17 protein-coding genes and 1 pseudogene are annotated in these 19,020 nt (G+C 71.6%); 13 read left to right on the top strand and 5 right to left on the bottom strand.

Features of this window, described 5'->3' with window-relative positions; translation table 11 throughout:
* Positions 1 to 28 precede the first annotated feature (28 nt).
* Entirely contained in the window at positions 29 to 1,393 is a 1,365-nt protein-coding gene (locus ACYVMZ_RS17010) for a PA14 domain-containing protein (RefSeq protein ID WP_461080365.1), read from the bottom strand.
* Between the two features lie 175 nt (positions 1,394 to 1,568).
* Positions 1,569 to 1,778: pseudogene (locus tag ACYVMZ_RS17005) on the bottom strand (circularly permuted type 2 ATP-grasp protein); the annotation flags it as partial.
* A 330-nt stretch (positions 1,779 to 2,108) separates the two neighbouring features.
* On the opposite strand from ACYVMZ_RS17005, the gene ACYVMZ_RS17000 reads away from it, so the two are divergent.
* Positions 2,109 to 3,149 (top strand): helix-turn-helix transcriptional regulator, encoded by a 1,041-nt coding sequence (locus tag ACYVMZ_RS17000; protein WP_461080363.1) that lies wholly within the window; start codon positions 2,109 to 2,111, stop codon positions 3,147 to 3,149.
* A gap of 60 nt (positions 3,150 to 3,209) precedes the next feature.
* On the opposite strand, the gene ACYVMZ_RS16995 is transcribed toward ACYVMZ_RS17000, so the two are convergent.
* A complete protein-coding gene (locus tag ACYVMZ_RS16995) occupies positions 3,210 to 4,193 on the bottom strand; it encodes a helix-turn-helix transcriptional regulator (protein ID WP_461080361.1) in 984 nt (327 codons plus the stop codon).
* A 306-nt stretch (positions 4,194 to 4,499) separates the two neighbouring features.
* Here ACYVMZ_RS16995 and ACYVMZ_RS16990 point away from each other — a divergent pair, with 306 nt between their 5' ends.
* A complete protein-coding gene (locus tag ACYVMZ_RS16990; RefSeq protein ID WP_461080359.1) occupies positions 4,500 to 4,844 on the top strand; it encodes a hypothetical protein in 345 nt (114 codons plus the stop codon).
* A 166-nt stretch (positions 4,845 to 5,010) separates the two neighbouring features.
* Here ACYVMZ_RS16990 and ACYVMZ_RS16985 read toward each other — a convergent pair whose 3' ends face one another.
* Positions 5,011 to 5,424 (bottom strand): pyridoxamine 5'-phosphate oxidase family protein, encoded by a 414-nt coding sequence (locus ACYVMZ_RS16985; RefSeq protein WP_461080357.1) that lies wholly within the window; start codon positions 5,422 to 5,424, stop codon positions 5,011 to 5,013.
* A gap of 120 nt (positions 5,425 to 5,544) precedes the next feature.
* On the opposite strand from ACYVMZ_RS16985, the gene clpB reads away from it, so the two are divergent.
* Both clpB and ACYVMZ_RS16975 read left to right on the top strand, forming a co-directional pair.
* The gene (gene clpB / locus ACYVMZ_RS16980) at positions 5,545 to 8,145 is read left to right on the top strand and encodes an ATP-dependent chaperone ClpB (RefSeq protein WP_461080355.1); all 2,601 of its coding nucleotides are present in this window, start codon (positions 5,545 to 5,547) and stop codon (positions 8,143 to 8,145) included.
* 149 nt (positions 8,146 to 8,294) lie between these two features.
* Positions 8,295 to 8,822: a YbjN domain-containing protein gene (locus ACYVMZ_RS16975; protein WP_461080353.1), complete on the top strand. Its 528-nt coding sequence runs from the start codon at positions 8,295 to 8,297 to the stop codon at positions 8,820 to 8,822.
* Positions 8,823 to 8,891: 69 nt separating this feature from the next.
* Here the strand turns inward: ACYVMZ_RS16975 and ACYVMZ_RS16970 are convergent, their stop codons facing one another.
* Entirely contained in the window at positions 8,892 to 10,085 is a 1,194-nt protein-coding gene (locus tag ACYVMZ_RS16970) for a pyridoxal phosphate-dependent aminotransferase (protein ID WP_461080351.1), read from the bottom strand.
* 127 nt (positions 10,086 to 10,212) lie between these two features.
* Here ACYVMZ_RS16970 and ACYVMZ_RS16965 point away from each other — a divergent pair, with 127 nt between their 5' ends.
* The 9 genes from ACYVMZ_RS16965 (at position 10,213) to ACYVMZ_RS16925 (ending at position 19,018) form a co-directional block, all read left to right on the top strand.
* Positions 10,213 to 10,491, top strand: a complete 279-nt coding sequence (locus tag ACYVMZ_RS16965; RefSeq protein WP_461080349.1) for a hypothetical protein — start codon at positions 10,213 to 10,215, stop codon at positions 10,489 to 10,491.
* 437 nt (positions 10,492 to 10,928) lie between these two features.
* The gene (locus ACYVMZ_RS16960) at positions 10,929 to 11,447 is read left to right on the top strand and encodes a DUF2617 family protein (RefSeq protein WP_461080347.1); all 519 of its coding nucleotides are present in this window, start codon (positions 10,929 to 10,931) and stop codon (positions 11,445 to 11,447) included.
* Between the two features lie 77 nt (positions 11,448 to 11,524).
* Positions 11,525 to 13,180 carry a polyamine aminopropyltransferase gene (locus tag ACYVMZ_RS16955; RefSeq protein ID WP_461080345.1) on the top strand — a complete coding sequence of 552 codons (1,656 nt, stop codon included), beginning with the start codon at positions 11,525 to 11,527 and terminating at the stop codon, positions 13,178 to 13,180.
* A 181-nt stretch (positions 13,181 to 13,361) separates the two neighbouring features.
* Positions 13,362 to 14,306, top strand: coding sequence for an SRPBCC domain-containing protein (locus tag ACYVMZ_RS16950; protein WP_461080343.1), 945 nt, complete (start codon positions 13,362 to 13,364; stop codon positions 14,304 to 14,306).
* A gap of 49 nt (positions 14,307 to 14,355) precedes the next feature.
* Complete coding sequence (locus ACYVMZ_RS16945; protein WP_461080341.1) at positions 14,356 to 15,153, top strand: aldose epimerase family protein; 798 nt, start codon at positions 14,356 to 14,358, stop codon at positions 15,151 to 15,153.
* 10 nt (positions 15,154 to 15,163) lie between these two features.
* Positions 15,164 to 15,736, top strand: coding sequence for an orotate phosphoribosyltransferase (pyrE, locus tag ACYVMZ_RS16940; RefSeq protein ID WP_461080339.1), 573 nt, complete (start codon positions 15,164 to 15,166; stop codon positions 15,734 to 15,736).
* A 147-nt stretch (positions 15,737 to 15,883) separates the two neighbouring features.
* On the top strand, positions 15,884 to 16,906 hold the full coding sequence (fbaA, locus tag ACYVMZ_RS16935; RefSeq protein ID WP_461080337.1) for a class II fructose-bisphosphate aldolase: 1,023 nt from the start codon (positions 15,884 to 15,886) through the stop codon (positions 16,904 to 16,906).
* A gap of 99 nt (positions 16,907 to 17,005) precedes the next feature.
* Complete coding sequence (locus ACYVMZ_RS16930) at positions 17,006 to 18,511, top strand: MFS transporter (protein WP_461080335.1); 1,506 nt, start codon at positions 17,006 to 17,008, stop codon at positions 18,509 to 18,511.
* Positions 18,512 to 18,604: 93 nt separating this feature from the next.
* Complete coding sequence (locus tag ACYVMZ_RS16925; RefSeq protein ID WP_461080333.1) at positions 18,605 to 19,018, top strand: DUF3151 domain-containing protein; 414 nt, start codon at positions 18,605 to 18,607, stop codon at positions 19,016 to 19,018.
* The last annotated feature ends 2 nt before the right edge of the window (positions 19,019 to 19,020 follow it).

Genomic DNA, 19,020 nt, shown 5'->3' with positions numbered 1-19,020 from the left:
GCCGGGGAGACCGGCCACGCCCTTCGGCTCACTCGGCCGGAGCCGGCTGCCGCATCGCGGTGACCACGTCCGCGGCCGACTCGTTGCCGGCCAGGTCCGCGGAGGTCACCCGGTACCAGTAGGGCTGCCCGGGCTCACCGGTGGTGTCCCGGTAGGCCGCGGTCACGGTCGACGTCGTGGCGATCAGCTCGCCGTACGACGCGGGCGACATGGACCGGTAGACGTGGTACTTCGGCGCGCCCACGGGGGTCCACGTCAGCGTGACCCCGCCCGTGTCCTCCTCGGTGACCGCGAGGTTCTGCGGGACGAGCGGCGCGAGGGTGTCCCACTCTCCGCGGGTGTACGAGTAGCCCGACACGTTCCCGGCGGCGTCGACCGCCCGCACCCGGTAGTAGTGCGTCACGTTGGGTTCTACGGAGATGTCGTCGTAGGCGTTCGCGGTGGGCTGGGAGACGAGCGTGTACGGGCCCTGCTGGGCCGGCGCGCGGTACACCTCGTACCCGTCCGCCCCGTGACTGGCCGTCCAGCGCACCTCGACGGCCTTGTTGCTCGGGTCCGTCCAGATGATGTTCGGCCGCTCCGGCGGCAGTTCGTCGACCGTGGTGACGGACACGTCGGCGGAGCCCTTCGACTCGTTGCCCGACTTGTCGATCGCCCGGACCTCGTAGACGTAGGCCGTGCCCGTCTTCTCCAGCTGCTCCGTGTACGACGTCGCGGTCGTCTGCGTCCGGTAGTCGCGGGGGAAGTCCTGCCACGGCAGCCGCTTGTAGACGCGGTAGCCCAGGAGGTCCATCTCCTTGTTCTTCGCCCACTTCACCGTGGCCTTGCCGGTGGCCTTGTCGTACGTCACCGACACACCCGTCGACGCCAGCGGTTTGACCTTGTCGACCGTCGAGCCGTTGCGCGGGTAGTAGTTGAAGGCGACATCGGCCGCGCCGGTCCAGTTGACGTAGTCGACACGGATGGTGTGCTTGCCGGGCGGGATGGTGACGTGGACCGTCTTCTTCTGGGTCGTCGAGACGTTCTTCCAGATGTCGATCTCGCGGTCGCCGTCCAGGTAGACCCGGACGCCGTCGCGGGCCGCGACCGCGAAGGAGAAGGGGCCGCCCGAGCCGAAGTCGCGGGTCACGGTCCACCGCACGCCGAAGTTGTCCTTCGGCAGACCCGTGGCGGGGGCTCCCGTGCCCCAGTCCTGGCTGATCTTCGAGTCGCAGTCCGTCTTCTTCGGCGTGCCGGAGAAGGTGGTGTTCGCGTAGAACTGCCGCTTGAACACCGGGGAGGCGCAGTTCACGGCCGCGGAGGCGGGGGCCGCGGTCACGGTGAGCAGTCCGCCCGCGGTGGCGAGCACGACGCCGGTGGCGAACGCGGCGGTCGTCCGTCTGGCTGGATTCATGATTCCTCGGTCCTGATCGTCGCCGGCCCAGGGCAGGGCCGCTGACGTTCATGACCTGTGGAGTTACTGGTTGGTTGTAAGGGTTTTCCGTGAAAGATGTGGCGCAGGGGTGGAATGTGTCCCTCCGTCATGCCACCCGCGTGGACTCGACCGTCACCTCCGGCGGCCCGCCCGACCAGGGCCGCTCCTCGCCCGCGAACGCGTAGGTCGCGCCCCGGTCGGTGAACGCCCGGGCCATCTGGTCGGCCCGGAAGCGCAGTTCGCTCGGCTCGATCGGCTGAAGTGCCGCCGGTACCGGCTCATAGGCGGCCCTGGTCTCACCCGGCCGCACAAGCATCTCGTCCCACGCGTCGGACAACGCGTACGCGTCACACATGTCCGCCATGGCCTGACGTCAAGTGCGGTACGTGACGCGCCGATCACTCGGCGATTTCCGGAAGTTGACGTGAGGAATGGCTCCTTCAACGCCGGGGCACGGGAGGAGGACCCGTCCGGCACCTGGCGGGAAGCGCTCTCAGGGCGCGCCCGACGGGTTCCGACGGGTTCCGACGGGCTCCGGCGGTTCACCGCGACGGCACGGGCGGCGGCGGGACCATACCGGTGCGTACCGGTGGTTTCCGGCGGTCGCGGCGCGGAGAGCCGTGTTGCGGAGCAGGACCGCTCCGCGCATAGTTGCGCTGCGGAAAGAGGCGTGCAATCGGGGGTGGGATGGGCGATGGCCGGGCACGGGACGGACGAGCATCCACACGGTGCTGACCGACTGTGCGAGGCCGGGGATCGCGTGTATTCCCGGGCCGTACGGCGGGGCCGCGTGCCGCGCCGGGACGCCGAACCGGTGCCCTGCCTGCTGGAACTCGCCCTGCTGCATCCCGACCCCGACGACATGGACTGGCTGGTGCCGACCTCTCCGCAGGAGGTCATGACCCGGCTGCTGCGCGGGATGTACGACGAGATCAGCGCGAGCCAGCGGCGGGTGGGCTCCGCGGTCGCGGCCTTCGAGTGGTACGCCGGTCTCGGCCGCCATCTCGCGCCCGCGCCGACCGCGTCGGAGGGCTCCGCGATCCGCGTCCTGGACGGGCTCGCCCGGATCCAGGCCGCGATGGACGAGGCGACCGAGGCCTGCACGACGGAGGTGCTCACCGTGCAGCCCGGCGGCATCCGCCGCGAGCACGAACTCTCCGAGGGACTGCACCGTGCGCTGGCGCTGCGCGGCCGCGGGGTGCGGATGCGGGACCTGTACACGCACGTGGCCCGACATGGTCAGGGGCTCTTGAACTACCTGGAGCTCATGGGCGACGCGGTGGAGGCGCGGACGCTGGACGAGGTGATCGACCGGCTGATCCTGTTCGACCGGACGGTGGCCTTCATCCCCGCGAACGCCGACCGCACGATGGCGCTGGAGCTGCGGCATCCGGCGCTGGTGGAGTACCTGGTCACGGTCTTCGAACGCCTGTGGCGCCTGGCGATCCCGCTGACGGCCCCGCTCCCGGACACCGGCATCGAGGGCATCTCCCACCGCGAGCAGTCGATCGCCGCCCTGCTGGCCGAGGGCCACCAGGACGCGGTCATCGCCGAGCGGCTGGGGATCAGCGTGCGCACCTGCCGGGCCCACATCGCCCGCCTGTCGGAGACCCTGGGCGCCGCCAGCCGTACCCAGCTCGGCGTCCGCATCGCCCAGGCCGGCCTGGACGGCCCGCCGCGCACCGCGGCCGGCTCGCTCGGCGTTCCCGGCCGGGAATCCCCGACCGCCCGATGAGAAACCCGGGGTGCGCCCGGGGTCCGCGGGAGTGCAAGGCCACCGCAGGGGCGGCAGGTTTCAGTGATTCTTCTCCAGGATCCCCGACTGCGCGATGAGGTAGCCGAGTTGGGCCCGGCTGCCGCTGCCCAGGGCCGAGGCCAGCTTGGCTATGTGGGCCCGGCAGGTGCGGACGTTCATGCCCAGGCGGCGGGCTATGGCCTCGTCGACGTGGCCCTCCACCAGAAGCTTGGCGATGGAGTGCTGGATCTCCGTGATGCCGTCGGGAGCGGCTTCGTAGGGGGCGCCGGCGCTCAGCGAGACCGCGCGGTTCCACATGAACTCGAAGACCTTGATCAGGTAGCGGACGAGGCCCGGGTGGCGCAGTTCCAGGGCCACCTTCTGGTCGTCGCGGGCCGGGATGAAGGCGACGGCCTCGTCGCAGATGATCAGACGCTCGACCAGCTCGTCGATGGTGCGGTACTCCACCTTGCCGTTGGCGAACTGAGCGACGTACGCCAGCTGCCCCAGGTTGTAGCGGACCGTGTGCTGATACAGGGTCCGGATGCGCACTCCTCGCTCGATCAGCGCCTGGTCGCGCTCCAGTCCCTGCCGGATGGTGCGCTCGGTGAACCGATTGCTCGGCTGGACGGTGAGCATCTCGTTCTGGCACTGGGCCGTGGCCAGGTCGAGTGCGGCGTTGATCCGGTCGCTGCCCTCCAGCACCGTGATGGAGTGCGTGGCCGAGGCCGTCTGCGTGCTGAGCGCCATGAAAGGCTCGAAAGCATCGGACAGTTCGATTGACCAGCGCCGGCGCTCGGCTATTTCACGCTCGAGCGGGGTGAGCCGTTGAGCGAGGGCCAGGGCCGGGGGAACCGGGCGCAGCCAGTCCGGATCGTCCGGATCGGGGTGGAGCAGGGCCAGTTCCATGAGGCAGGGAGCCGGCTCCACGTCCTCGCGAGCGATGCGTCCGGCTCGCAGAGCGTTCGCATAGAGTCGGCCACCTTCCTCGCACATCTCCGTCACCGCATGGGGATGTGTCGCATTAGCCCGGTTCGTCACCAAATCTCCACCCCCCAGGGTCCTGAACGTGCAGGAACATGATGCACCGATCGTGTGGCCATGACGTGCCCGAATGAGCCATCGTCGTACTCGACGGGGGAAGAGGGGACCTTCAAGTGAGGACGAAGCCGACTATGGGTAAGAGAGTGCTTCGCTCGATACTTGTCGCCACCTTCTCCGCCGTTGTGGCCCTCGGCGCGCTGAGTGGCCCCTCCGGCACGAAGGGCGACATTCGGGCAGACAGTAAGTGGCCTGGCGTGGTCGTGGACTCTGCACCCGTGGACACGGCGGACGGCACGGGGGGTTGATGTGACGACTCCACCGGACGACCGCTCCTTCCGCCGTGAGATGGCCTCCGCGTACCGCTCCGGCTGGCACTTCATCGACCTGGTCACCGCGCTTCCCCACAGCGGTGACTCGCTGATGGTGACCGTCTTCGGTGAGCCGGTCGTCGTCACGCGGGACGAGGACGGGGACGTACGGGCGTACCGGTGTCTGCGGCGGCCTCGGGGGGCGCCGCAGCCGGTAAGGTGTGCCATCCGATACGGAATGATCTTTGTGAACCTCGACCAGCGGGACCACCGGCAGGTGGACTCCCCGGAGGGCCGGCCCTCCGACCTACGGACTATCTCGGCCACCCCCCGCAGTGCCTGACGCGATTCCCCCGTCGTAACAGATCGCTCAGGTGCTTCCCCCCGCAGCGGCGTCACCGTGACCTGAACACGGTGACGCCGCTGCAGTTTGGGGGACATTTCGCGACATGGGCGGGCCGTGCCGTGGCCGGAAACAGTCGATCTTCGGTACGGATTCCCGCTCGCGCTCAGCCCCGCCCCATCGCCCGCGTCAGTTCGATCTCGATCACCACGCGCGACGGGTTCGGCGACGGCTGCCGTCCGTAGCGCTCGGCGTACCGCCGCTCCGCCTCCGCCACCCGGTCCCGTTCGGCCCGCACGAAGGCCCGGCCCTCCAGCGTCGCCCACCGCCGGCCGTCCACCTGGCACACGGCGACCGCCGCCCCCTCCGGTCCGGCGGCCAGGACGTTCCTCACCTTCGTGCTCGACTTGTTCGCGATCACCCGAGCCAGTCGCGCCGCGGGGTCGTATGTGACGCCGACGGGCACGACGTGCGGCGTGCCGTCCGGACGTGGGGTCGTCAGCGTGCACAGGTGCCGCTCGTGCCAGAAGGTGAGGTACGGCGCGTCGGGTGCGCCCGGGTCCTGGGGGTACGTGGCCATGGGTCCGGAACTTAGCTGCCGTACGGCTCCCACGCCGACCTTGAGTGGAATAGACTCAACTTTATGTACGTTGCTCTAGTCAGTGCGGACGACGGCTGACGCAAGGAGGAGACAGGGAACGTGGACGCCGAGCTGACCAACCGGAGCCGGGACGCGATCAACGCGGCCAGCAACCGGGCCGTGACCGAGGGCCACCCGGACCTCACCCCCGCCCACCTGCTCCTCGCTCTGCTCCAGGGGCAGGACAACGAGAACATCACCGACCTGCTCGTCTCGGTCGAGGCCGACCTGGCGGCCGTGCGCGCCGGTGCCGAGAAGATCCTCGCCGGTCTGCCCAGCGTGACCGGGTCCACCGTCGCGCCCCCGCAGCCCAACCGTGAGCTGCTCGCCGTGATCGCGGACGCGCAGGCCCGGGCGAAGGAGCTGGGCGACGAGTACCTCTCCACCGAGCACCTGCTCATCGGCATCGCCGCGAAGGGCGGCGCGGCCGGCGAGGTGCTGGAGCGGCAGGGGGCCGACGCGAAGAAGCTGCTGGAGGCCTTCCAGAAGACGAGGGGAGGGCGCCGGGTGACCACCCCCGACCCCGAGGGCCAGTACAAGGCCCTGGAGAAGTTCGGGACCGACTTCACCGCCGCCGCCCGCGAGGGCAAGCTCGACCCGGTCATCGGGCGGGACCAGGAGATCCGGCGCGTGGTGCAGGTGCTGTCCCGCCGTACGAAGAACAACCCCGTCCTCATCGGTGAGCCCGGCGTCGGCAAGACCGCCGTCGTGGAGGGGCTCGCCCAGCGGATCGTCAAGGGGGACGTGCCCGAGTCGCTGAAGGACAAGCGGCTGGTTTCGCTGGACATCAGCGCGATGGTCGCGGGCGCCAAGTACCGCGGTGAGTTCGAGGAGCGGCTGAAGACCGTACTCGCCGAGATCAAGGACTCGGACGGGCAGATCGTCACCTTCATCGACGAGCTGCACACCGTCGTCGGCGCGGGCGCCGGCGGCGACTCCGCCATGGACGCGGGCAACATGCTCAAGCCGATGCTGGCGCGCGGCGAACTGCGCATGATCGGCGCGACGACCCTCGACGAGTACCGCGAGCGCATCGAGAAGGACCCGGCGCTGGAGCGCCGCTTCCAGCAGGTCTTCGTCGGCGAGCCGAGCGTCGAGGACACCATCGCGATCCTGCGCGGCCTCAAGGGCCGGTACGAGGCCCACCACAAGGTGCAGATCGCGGACTCGGCGCTGGTGGCCGCGGCCGCCCTCTCCGACCGCTACATCACCTCCCGCTTCCTGCCCGACAAGGCCATCGACCTGGTCGACGAGGCGGCCTCCCGCCTGCGCATGGAGATCGACTCGTCCCCCGTCGAGATCGACGAACTTCAGCGCGCCGTCGACCGGCTGAAGATGGAGGAGCTGGCGCTGGAGAAGGAGACCGACCCGGCCTCCCGCGAGCGCCTGGAGAAGCTGCGCCGCGACCTCGCCGACAAGGAGGAGGAGCTGCGCGGCCTGACCGCCCGCTGGGAGAAGGAGAAGCAGTCCCTCAACCGCGTCGGTGAGCTGAAGGAGAAGCTCGACGACCTGCGCGGCCAGGCCGAACGCGCCCAGCGCGACGGCGACTTCGACACCGCCTCCAAGCTGCTCTACGGCGAGATCCCGGCCCTGGAGAAGGAGCTGGAGGCCGCCTCCGAGGCCGAGGAGGAGGTCGCCAGGGACACCATGGTCAAGGAGGAGGTCGGCCCCGACGACATCGCGGACGTCGTCGCCTCCTGGACCGGCATCCCCGCCGGCCGCCTGCTGGAGGGCGAGACGCAGAAGCTGCTGCGCATGGAGGAGGAGATCGGCAAGCGCCTCATCGGCCAGAGCGAGGCGGTGCGGGCCGTGTCCGACGCCGTACGGCGGTCCCGCGCGGGCATCTCGGACCCCGACCGGCCCACCGGCTCGTTCCTCTTCCTCGGCCCGACCGGTGTCGGCAAGACCGAGCTGGCCAAGGCCCTGGCCGACTTCCTCTTCGACGACGAGCGGGCCATGGTCCGCATCGACATGTCGGAGTACAGCGAGAAGCACAGCGTGGCCCGGCTGGTCGGCGCCCCGCCCGGCTACGTCGGCTACGAGGAGGGCGGCCAGCTCACCGAGGCCGTGCGGCGGCGCCCGTACAGCGTCGTCCTCCTGGACGAGGTGGAGAAGGCCCACCCCGAGGTCTTCGACATCCTGCTCCAGGTGCTGGACGACGGCCGCCTCACGGACGGCCAGGGCCGCACGGTCGACTTCCGCAACACGATCCTGGTGCTGACCTCGAACCTGGGCAGCCAGTTCCTGATGGACCCGCTGACCAGCGAGGAGCAGAAGAAGGAACAGGTCCTGGAGGTGGTCCGCGCCTCCTTCAAGCCGGAGTTCCTCAACCGCCTGGACGACTTCGTGGTGTTCTCGGCGCTGACCAAGCACGAGCTGGAGCGGATCGCCAAGCTCCAGCTCGACCGCCTGGCCCAGCGGCTCGCCGAGCGGCGCCTCACCCTGGACATCACCCCCGAGGCCCTGGCCTGGCTCGCGGAGGAGGGCCTGGACCCGGCCTACGGCGCCCGCCCGCTGCGCCGCCTCGTCCAGACCGCCATCGGCGACCGCCTCGCCAAGGAGATCCTCTCCGGCGAGGTCCGGGACGGCGACACGGTCCGCGTCGACCGTTTCGGGGACGGGCTGATCGTGGGTCCCGCGACGGCGGAGAAGACCCTCTGACCGGGTGAGCGCCGCGTGACGGGACGGGCCGCTCGCTCCCCCGACCGGCCGGATCCTGTCAGCCGAGGGCTGACAGGATCCGGCTGGGCTTGCCACCCCCCTCCCCGCATGAGGGAGGATGGCGGGATCCGTACGAAGGGAAAATCACGGTGACCATCGACCCGTCCTCGATTCCGAACTTCGGGGGCCAGCCCGAGCCGCAGCCCCAAGGACCGGCGGGCCCCGTCGTCCCGGATCAGGATCTCGTGAAGCAGCTCCTCGACCAGATGGAGCTCAAGTACGTCGTCGACGACGAGGGTGACCTCGCGGCGCCGTGGGAGCAGTTCCGCACCTACTTCATGTTCCGCGGTGAGGGCGACCAGCAGGTCTTCTCGGTGCGGACGTTCTACGACCGGCCCCACCAGATCGACGAGAAGCCGCAGCTGCTGGAGTCCATCGACGACTGGAACCGGCGGACCCTGTGGCCCAAGGTCTACAGCCACACCCACGACGACGGCACGGTCCGCCTGATCGGCGAGGCGCAGATGCTGATCGGCATGGGCGTCAGCCTGGAGCACTTCGTCTCCTCGACGGTCAGCTGGGTGCGGGCCGCCATCGAGTTCGACAAGTGGCTCGTCGAGCAGCTCGGCCTGGAGCAGGAGATCAACGACGCGGAGAAGCCCGAGGACGACGAGTAGGCCCCCCGGGGCCCCGCAGCGGCGCGTCGGCGCGTACGAGAGGTACGCGCTGTACGCGCCGTACGCCTTTCAGGCGCCGCGGACCCCCTTGAGCCGCCGCACCGCCTCCTCCAGGACCCCGGTCTGCTTGCAGAAGGCGAACCGCACGAACGGGGCGCCCGCCTCCCGGTGGTCGTAGAAGACCGCGTTGGGGATGGCGACGACTCCTGCCCGCTCCGGCAGGGAGCGGCAGAAGGCGACGCCGTCCGACTCCCCGAGGGGACGGATGTCGGTCGTGATGAAGTACGTGCCCGCCGGGCGGAACACCGAGAAGCCGGCCTCCGCCAGGCCCGCCGCGAGCAGGTCCCGCCTGGCCCGCATATCCGCGCGGAAGGCGGTGAAGTACGACTCGGGCAGGGCGAGGGCCTCGGCCACCGCGTACTGGAACGGGCCCGAGGAGACGTACGTCAGGAACTGCTTCGCCGAGCGGACCGCCGTGACCAGCCCGGGGGCCGCCGTCACCCAGCCGACCTTCCAGCCCGTGAACGAGAACGTCTTGCCGCCGCTCGAGATGGTGACCGTCCGCTCGCGCATCCCCGGGAAGGCCGCCAGCGGCAGGTGCTCGGCCTCGTCGAAGACCAGGTGCTCGTACACCTCGTCCGTCACCACGAGCAGGTCCCGCTCCACCGCCAGCTCGGCGATCGCGGCCAGCTCCTCGCGGGTGAGGACGGTGCCCGTCGGGTTGTGCGGGGTGTTGATCCACAGCAAGCGGGTCCGGTCGGTGACCGCGTCGCGCAGCTCGTCCAGGTCGAGCCGGAAGCTCCCCTCGTGCGGGCGCAGGGTGACCGGCACGCGCGTGCCGCCCGCCATCGCGATGCAGGCTGCGTACGAGTCGTAGTACGGCTCGAAGGCGATCACCTCGTCGCCCGGCTCCAGCAGGGCCAGCAGGGAGGCGGCGATGGCCTCGGTGGCGCCGGCGGTGACGAGGACCTCGGTGTCGGGGTCGTAGGACAGGCCGTAGCGCCGCTGCTGGTGCGCGGCGACGGCGGTGCGCAGCTCCGGGACGCCGGGGCCCGGCGGGTACTGGTTGCCGCGGCCGTCGCGCAGCGCCCGTACGGCCGCCTCCCTGACCTCCTCCGGGCCGTCGGTGTCCGGGAAGCCCTGGCCGAGGTTGATGGATCCGGTCCGCAGGGCCAGGGCGGACATCTCGGCGAAGATCGTCGTCCCGAACTCGGCGAGCCGGCGGTTCAGGAGGGGGCGCGCGCTGGAGGTCATGCCGGTCATCCTGCGCCGAAGCTCTGGAGTTCCTCAACTCTGCTTTGGGCCGTGACGGGGCCGGGCATCTCCGGGTCACACAACGAGCGAGGCCCGACGGGGGGCCGCTTCGGGGGAACGGAAGGAGGGTGACGCCATGGTCTTCGGCATCATCCTGGCAGTGATCGGTGTGCTGTTCGTCGCGGCGTTCGTGTCGCTCGCCCGCAGGGGCGGCGGTCGTACGCGGCCGGCGCGCGGCCGGACCTCGGTGGCCTCCAGCCGGCGTGACAGCGGCGAGAGCAGCTGGTGGGCCGGCGGGGGCTTCGTCGGATCGTCCTCGGGGGACGGCGGGGGGCACTCCGGCGGCGGCTCGTCCTGCGGAGGCGGGTCGTCCTGCGGGGGTGGCGGGGGCGGATGCGGTGGAGGCGGCAGCTGACACCCGGCGGCGGCCTCCGCACGGGGGAACCGCCTCCGCACGAGCGGGGTCCGCGCCTGGGGCGGGCCCCGCTGCGCGTTTCGGAAGCGGCCGTTCCGTTCGGACACGGCCGCGTCCCGCGCGTCATGGCAGCACAGTCGCGCGTGATGGCAGCACAGTCGCGCTCCGGCGCACGCCCCGGTGATCCGGGCGTACGCCGTAGTTGAACAATTGAGCTGTGAGGCCCCCTGAGGGATGGAAACCCCACGAAGTTGGGTAAAAACGCTGTGGCGGTGCCGCGGTTCATGATTCCCTCTCCCTCACCGACACAGCCCCTCGGACGTCCCGCGGACTCCTTCCTGACCGGCCGACTGGGCTGACCGGGCCGCGACCTCCGGCGCGACCGGAGTACTCAGGACCCACACCTTCCTCTCCTTGTGTGCTTGCGGAGCCGATCCATGCTCACAACCCTGAACACCCCCTACACCGACACGCGCGCGGCCGATCTCGCCTGGGCACTGGGTCGCGAGCCGCTGCCCGCCCTGGCCACGCTCGACCTCGAACTGACGGGCGTGAAGCTCCAGTTGAGACTCCTCGGCGCGTCCCACCAGGTCCTCCTGGAGGAGGAGAAGGGCAGTTGTTCGGAGACGGTGGCGTGTATCGCGGGCAGCAGCACACCCCTTCCGCTGGGCGTCGCCAGGCGGATCGGCGACTGGGAGTACGAGTTCGCGGCCCGGGTCGAGGTCCTCTCGCCCGGCTCCTTCGCGGGCCGCGCCCAGGAGTTGCTGGCCCTGGTCTCCGACCACCCCCACGGCCTCGCGGGCGTCTTCCCCGGCAGCCCGCACGCCTTCACGGCGATGCTGGCCCAGCGCCACGAGGGGCACGTGCACTGGCGGACTTGGCACGCCTACCCACAGGACGGGCAGTTGGTGGCGACCCGCACGAGGGTGGGAGCACGGGTGCCGGCGGCGCTGTGAGGCACATGGCCACGCGTAAACGAACATCACGCGTGTGGGTGACGTACCGCACCCGGGGCGTGACGTACCGTCGCAAGGTGATCGAACAGCACGCGCCCGGCTCCCCGCCGCCGCCCTCGGGCGGCCCCGGCGGCCCCGGCGCTCCGGCGCGGCTGCCCGTCCGGCCGGGCACGGGAAGGTTTCTGGTCCTCGCGTGCGTCTTCGTCTGCGCGGCCTGCGGACTCGTGTACGAACTCGAACTCGTCGCCCTCGCCTCGTACTTGATGGGCGACTCGGTCACCCAGGCCTCGGTCGTGCTGTCCGTCATGGTCTTCGCGATGGGCATCGGCTCCCTCGCCGCGAAGCGGCTGCGCTGGCACGCGGCGGCCGGTTTCGGCGCCGTCGAGGCCACCCTCGCCCTCGTCGGCGGCTGCAGCGCGCTGGCTCTGTACGCCGTCTTCGCCTGGACCGGCGACTGGGGCGGCCCGTGGGCGCTCGGCACCCGCTTCCTCCTGGTCGCGTTCTCCCTGGTCACCGGCCTGCTCATCGGTGCCGAGATCCCGCTGCTGATGGAGCTGATCCAGCGGATCCGCCGCCAGGACGCGGGCGGCGCGGTCGCCGACCTGTCCGCGGCGGACTACGTCGGCGGCCTGGTCGGCGGGCTGGCCTTTCCCTTCCTTCTGCTGCCGTTCCTCGGCCAGTTGACCGGCGCCCTGCTCACCGGCGCCGTCAACACGGTCGTCGGCGGCGCCCTGGTCCTCGGCCTGTTCCGCCGCGATCTGACCCGCCGCGCCCGCTGGCTGCTGCTGGCCGCCAACGCCGCCGTGCTCGCGGTCCTCGCCTCGGCCGCCGTCCTCGTCGACGACTTCGAACGGGCCGCCCGGCACGCGGTGTACGGCGCGGACATCCGCGTGGCCCTGCAGACCGACATCCAGGAGGTCGTCCTCACCGGCGGCACCCACGGCCGCCCCCTCGACCTGTTCCTCGACGGCCGGCTGCGGGTCAGCGGCCGTGACGAACTCCGCTACCACGAGGCGCTCGTCCACCCCGCGATGAACGGGCCGCACGCGCGCGTGCTCGTCCTCGGCGGCGGCGACGGACTGGCCGCCCGCGAGGTGCTGCGGCACCCGGACGTGCGCGGGGTCGACGTCGTCGAACACGACGCGGACGTGGTGCGGTTGGCCCGCCGCGACCCGGCCCTGGCCGGGCTCAACAGGCACGCCTTCGACGACCCCCGCGTGCGCGTGGTGACCGCGGACGCCTTCGGCTGGCTGCGCGGGGCGCCCACGGCGGCGTACGACGTGGTGGTCTCGGACCTGCCGGACCCGGGCATCACGGCCAGCACCAAGCTGTACTCGCAGGAGTTCTACGGGCTGGCGCGGCGCGTGCTGGCGCCCGGTGGCCGCCTCGTGGTGCACGCCGGGCCGGTCCCGATCCGCCCCCACGTGTTCTGGACGGTCGAGTCGACACTCCGCGCGGCCGGTTTCCGCACCGCCCCGTACCGCACGAGCGGCGGGCACGCCGGTTTCGGCGCCGACCCCGACCGCACCCCCGCCGACCACTCCCACGCCCCCCGTGACTGGGGTTTCGTCCTGGCCGCCCGCGGCACCCCCGAGCTGCGCCTCGCCCCGGACGGCCCGCGCCCGCGCACGCTCACCGACACGTCCCTCACCGCCGACGCCCGCGCCGCGCACCGCACCCGCGTCACGGGCCTGCCGCCGTCCACGCTGGTGCATCCGCGGTACGCCGACTGAGCTCTGAGATCCGCCTGCTGGACCCGCACGGCGGTCCCGGCTCCCGCGCGGGGTGGATCTTTACGTCGCTGCCCGGCCACCGGGCCTACGCCGGGGCAGTGAAGCACGGCCGGCACCGGTGTGGGGTGACTTCGGGGCGACGGGGGTGCGAGACGGCGTCCGCTGGGTAGGCTGCGTCGACATGGAGCACGAGGTGTTCGTTCCGGTCGCGGCCGAGCGGCTCAGGGAGGTGCTGGACGATCCCGCGCGGGTCGCCCGGGCGGTTCCCGGGCTCCAGCAGGACGCCGGAGCCGAGCCCGTCGCGGGGCGGCTGAAGGTCCGTATCGGCAGCCACTCCATCACCTACCGGGGATCCGTACGGCTGTCCCGTCAGGACGACGGGGCGTACGCCGTCGAGGGCGACGCCACCGAGTCGCGCGGCACCGGCTCGGTCAAGCTCGCACTGCGGCTGCGCCTGCGCGACGCGGAGGGCGGCACGACCCTGACGTTCGAGGGGACGGCCGACGCGGACGGCCGGGTCACGGAGTTCCCGGCGGAGCAGGTGGAGGCGGCCGTGGGCCGGCTGCTGAACCGCTTCGCGGAGCATCTGGGGGCGGCGCAGGGGGAGACCGGGACCCCGCAGGAGCCGGACGCGGACCAGTACCTGGCCGCGGGCGACTTCGAGCCCCGGGCCACCGACGACTTCGAGACCACCCCGGACGCCGACGACACCCCGGTCCCCCCGCCCGGCGAGGGCCCCCGGCCCGCCGCGCCCGCCGGTGAAGGCCCGCCCCCTCCGCCCGCCGGCGAAAGCTCTGCTTCCGCCCCTGCCGAGGACACCCCCGAGCCCCCCTCCCAGCCCCCCTCCGGATTCGGCGACGACGTTCCCGCCCAGGGCCAGGAGGACGGCGAGCCCGGTGGCGGTGGAGATGACGGACCCGTCGCCGAGGCGGCGCACGCGCGGCGGACGATGATCGGCCGGAGCGCCGAGGAGGTGGACCACGCCCCGCCGCGCGGCCGGTACGCCCCCGTGCCCGCACCCCAGACCGTCAGTCAGCCCACGCCCCTGCGCTGGGCGGCCCCCGCGGCTGCCCTGGCCCTGGCCTCGGCGGTCGTGGCGGTCCGGGCACTGCGCCGGCGGCGGTGAGCGCCGCGCGCCGGTGAGGCCCTCTTGATCACCCCAGTAGGGTCGTCCCGTGAGTAACGAAGACATCACGCTGACCGCGGGTGACGCGGAGGTGACCGTGCAGCCGGGCAACGGCGGCCGGGTCGGAGGGCTGCGTCTCGGCGGCGTCGAACTGCTCCGCCAGGGGGCGCGGTTCGGGTGCTTCCCGATGGTTCCGTGGTGCGGCCGGATCCGCGACGGCCGCTTCCGGGACGGCGCCGCCGTCCACCAGCTGCCGCTCAACGCTCCGCCGCACGCCATCCACGGCACGGCCCGCGACAGCGCCTGGCGTACCGCCCGCACGAGCACCGACGAGGCCGTCCTCACGTACGACCTGGCCGACCCGTGGCCCTACCCGGGCCGGGTCACGCAGGTGATCGCACTCACCCCGGACGCCCTGACGCTCACCATGTCCGTGGAGACGTACGAGTCCTCCTTCCCGGCGCAGATCGGCTGGCACCCGTGGTTCAACCGGAACCTCGGCGGCGAGGGCGCCCAGGAGGTGCGGATCGACTTCGACCCCGCCTGGCAGGAGGAGCGCGGCGAGGACCATCTGCCCACCGGCAACCGGACCGAGCCCGGGCCCGGCCCCTGGGACGACTGCTTCGGCATGCCGGGCGGCGTCGACGTCACCCTCACCTGGCCCGGGCAGCTGGAGCTGAGGGTGACCAGCCCCGAGCAGTGGGTCGTGATCTACGACCAGCAGGCCGAGGCCGTGTGCGTGGAGCCGCAGACCGGCCCGCCCAACGGGCTGAACACCCTCCCACGCCTGGTCACGCCCCTGGAGCCGCTGGAGGCCACGACGACCTGGAGCTGGCGCCGCCTTTAAGCTGGCCGGTATGACGGACGTCAACGAAGTAGTGCCGCGAGGCACACGCGGCGCGCTGCTGCAGCAGATCAAGGACAAGGCCGTGGTGCACGGCAAGGTGACCCTCTCCTCGGGTCTGGAGGCCGACTACTACGTCGACCTGCGCCGCATCACCCTGGACGGCGAGGCCGCCCCGCTGGTCGGCCAGGTGCTGCTGGACCTGACCGCCGACTTGGACTTCGACGCGGTCGGCGGGCTGACCATGGGTGCCGACCCGGTGGCCGCCGCCATGCTGCACGCGGCCGCCGCGCGCGGGAAGCGCCTGGACGCCTTCGTCGTACGGAAGGCCGCCAAGGCGCACGGGCTGCAGCGGCGCGTCGAGGGTCCGGACATCAAGGGCCGCCGGGTCCTGGTCGTCGAGGACACCTCCACCACCGGCGGCTCCCCGCTCACCGCCGTCGAGGCCGTGCGGGAGGCCGGCGCGGAGGTCGTGGCCGTGGCGACCATCGTCGACCGGGCGACCGGCGCCGCGGAGAAGATCCAGGAGGGCGCGGGGGTGCCGTACCTGTTCGCGTACTCGAAGGACGAGCTGGGCCTGGACTGACCGGGCACCTGACCAGCACCCGGACCGCGGCATGGACCTTCCGGCCAAGTCTGGAAAGATGGGGCCGACGATGACGTCGCACCCAAGGTTCTAGGTCAGGGCCGTCAGTACGCAGAACGCCAACCCGCACATACAAGGAGCGGACAGATGCCCATCGCAACTCCCGAGGTCTACAACGAGATGCTGGACCGGGCGAAGGCAGGAAAGTTCGCCTACCCGGCCATCAACGTGACCTCCACCCAGACCCTGCACGCGGCCCTGCGCGGTTTCGCTGAGGCGGAGAGCGACGGCATCATCCAGATCTCGACCGGTGGCGCCGAGTTCCTGGGCGGCCAGTACAACAAGGACATGGTGACCGGCGCCGTCGCCCTGGCCGAGTTCGCGCACATCGTCGCCAAGAAGTACGACATCAACGTCGCCCTGCACACCGACCACTGCCCGAAGGACAAGCTCGACGGGTACGTACGTCCGCTGCTGGCGATCTCCGAGGAGCGCGTCAAGGCCGGTCAGAACCCGCTGTTCCAGTCCCACATGTGGGACGGTTCCGCCGAGACCCTGGCCGACAACCTGTCCATCGCCCAGGAGCTGCTGGAGCGCACCCGCGCCGCGAAGATCATCCTCGAGGTCGAGATCACCCCGACCGGCGGCGAGGAGGACGGCGTCTCCCACGAGATCAACGACTCCCTCTACACGACGGTCGACGACGCGATCCGCACCGCCGAGGCCCTGGGACTGGGCGAGAAGGGCCGCTACCTGCTCGCCGCGTCCTTCGGCAACGTGCACGGCGTGTACAAGCCGGGCAACGTCGTCCTGCGTCCCGAGCTGCTGAAGGAGCTCAACGAGGGCGTCGCCGCCAAGTTCGGCAAGGCGTCCCCGTTCGACTTCGTCTTCCACGGCGGCTCCGGCTCGTCGGAGGAGGAGATCCTGACCGCCCTGGAGAACGGCGTGGTCAAGATGAACATCGACACGGACACGCAGTACGCCTTCACGCGCCCGGTCGCCGACCACATGTTCAAGAACTACGACGGCGTCCTGAAGGTCGACGGCGAGGTCGGCTCCAAGAAGACCTACGACCCGCGCACCTGGGGCAAGCTCGCCGAGGCGTCCATGGCCAAGCGGGTCACCGAGGCCTGCCAGCACCTGCGCTCCACCGGCACGAAGATCAAGTAACTCCGGTTCGCGCACGAGCACGGGGATCGGGTAAGCCCGGTTCGCACGCGTCGAGCCCGGCACCTCCTGTGGTGCCGGGCTCTTCCGTATGCTCCCTGCATGCCCGATGTCCGGCTGGCCTCACCCCAGGGCAGGTGGATCCTGCTCACCACGGTCCTCGGCTCCGGCATGGTCCTGGTGGACTCCACGGTCGTCAACGTCGCCCTGCCCCGTATCGGCCGTGACCTCGACGCGGACCTGGCCGCCCTGCAGTGGACGGTCAACGCGTACCTGGTCACGCTGGCCGGGCTGATCCTGCTCGGCGGGGCGCTGGGGGACCGTTTCGGCCGCCGCAGGGTCTTCGTCGTCGGGGTGGTGTGGTTCGCGGTCGCCTCGCTGCTGTGCGGGCTCGCCCCGAACGCCGGGGTGCTGGTCGCCGCCCGTGCGCTGCAGGGGGTCGGCGGTGCGCTGCTCACCCCGGGCTCCCTGGCCCTCATCCAGGCCTCCTTCCACCCCGACGACCGGGGACGGGCGGTCGGCCTGTGGTCCGGGTTCGGCGGGATCGGCGCGGCCGTCGGGCCGTTCGTCGGCGGCTGGCTGGTGGACGGGCCGGGCTGGCGGTGGGTGTTCCTGCTCAACGTGCCGCTGGCGCTGCTGTGCGTGCCGGTGGCGCTCCGGCACGTTCCCGAGTCGGATGCGGGCACCTCCCTCGCGCGCGAAGCCGAGAGCGGGGGAGGGCGGGCGCACGGGCGTTTCGACGTGCTGGGCGCGGCCCTGGGCGCCCTCGCGCTCGCCCTGGTGACGTACGCCCTGATCGAGGCCCAGGACGGCTCCCTGCTCGTCGTGGGCTCGGCGGTGGCCGGGCTGGTGGCCGCCGTCGCCTTCGGGTACGTCGAGCGGCGCCGGCCGGATCCGATGATGCCGCTCGACATCTTCGCGTCCCGCCAGTTCACGGCGGTCAACCTCGTCACGCTGTGCGTGTACGCCGCCTTCGGCGGCTTCTTCTTCCTCGGCGCGCTCCAGCTCCAGGTCGTCGTCGGCTACTCGGCCCTCGCCGCCGGGACGGCGCTGCTGCCGACGACCGTCCTGATGCTGTTCCTGTCCGCCCGGTCCGGTGAGCTGGCGGACCGTATCGGGCCGCGGATTCCGCTGACGGTGGGGCCGCTGCTGTGTGCGGGCGGGATGCTGCTGATGCTGCGGGTGGGCTCGGGCGCGTCGTACGTGGGTGACGTACTTCCCGCGCTGCTGGTGCTCGGGCTGGGCATGGTCGCCCTGGTGGCGCCGCTGACCGCCACGGTGCTCGGTTCCGTGGACACGGCCCGGGCGGGCCTGGCCAGCGGGATCAACAACGCGGCGGCCCGGGCGGCGGGGCTGGTGGCGGTGGCGGCGTTGCCGTTGCTGGCGGGGATGGGGGCGGAGGCGTACCGGGTGCCGGCGGCGTTCGACGACGCGTTCCGGCGGGCGATGGTGTGGTGTGCGGGGGTGCTGGTGGTGGGGGCGCTGGTCGCCTTCGCGACGGTGCGGCGTCCGGGGCCGGGCTGCCGGCGGCCGGAGTGCCGGACGCACGGGGCTGTGACGGTGCCGCCGCTGGAAGGGGAGGACACAGGCAGCCCGTCCGGCCACTGAGGACGAGACCGGTCGGGCCGCAGCGGGGGCTCGGGGGGTGTGGCGGCCCCCACCTCGGCGCAACTGCGGGAGGGATGGCGCAGACTGGACCTCATGTCCATTCACGAGAACCTCCTCGGGGGCCCGCCCCCGACCCACCTCCCCGACGACCCGGAGCCGCGTGAGCTGCTCGCGAAGGGCACCACGCCCGCCGAGGTCGCCGGGCAGCACCCGACCTCCTCGCTGGCCTGGGCCCAGCTGGCCGACGAGGCGTTCGAGCGGGGCAGTGTCGTGGAGTCGTACGCGTACGCCCGTACCGGTTACCACCGCGGCCTGGACTCCCTGCGCCGCAACGGCTGGAAGGGGCACGGCCCGGTGCCCTGGGAGCACGAGCCGAACCGGGGCTTCCTGCGCGCCCTGCACGCCCTCGCCCGCGCCGCGCAGGCGATCGGCGAGCAGGAGGAGTACGAGCGCTGCACCCAGTTCCTGAAGGACTCCTCGCCGACGGCGGCGCAGGTCCTGGGCTGAGC

Source organism: Streptomyces deserti (assembly GCF_054782695.1).
This window is presented reverse-complemented; position numbering and strand designations above follow the sequence as displayed.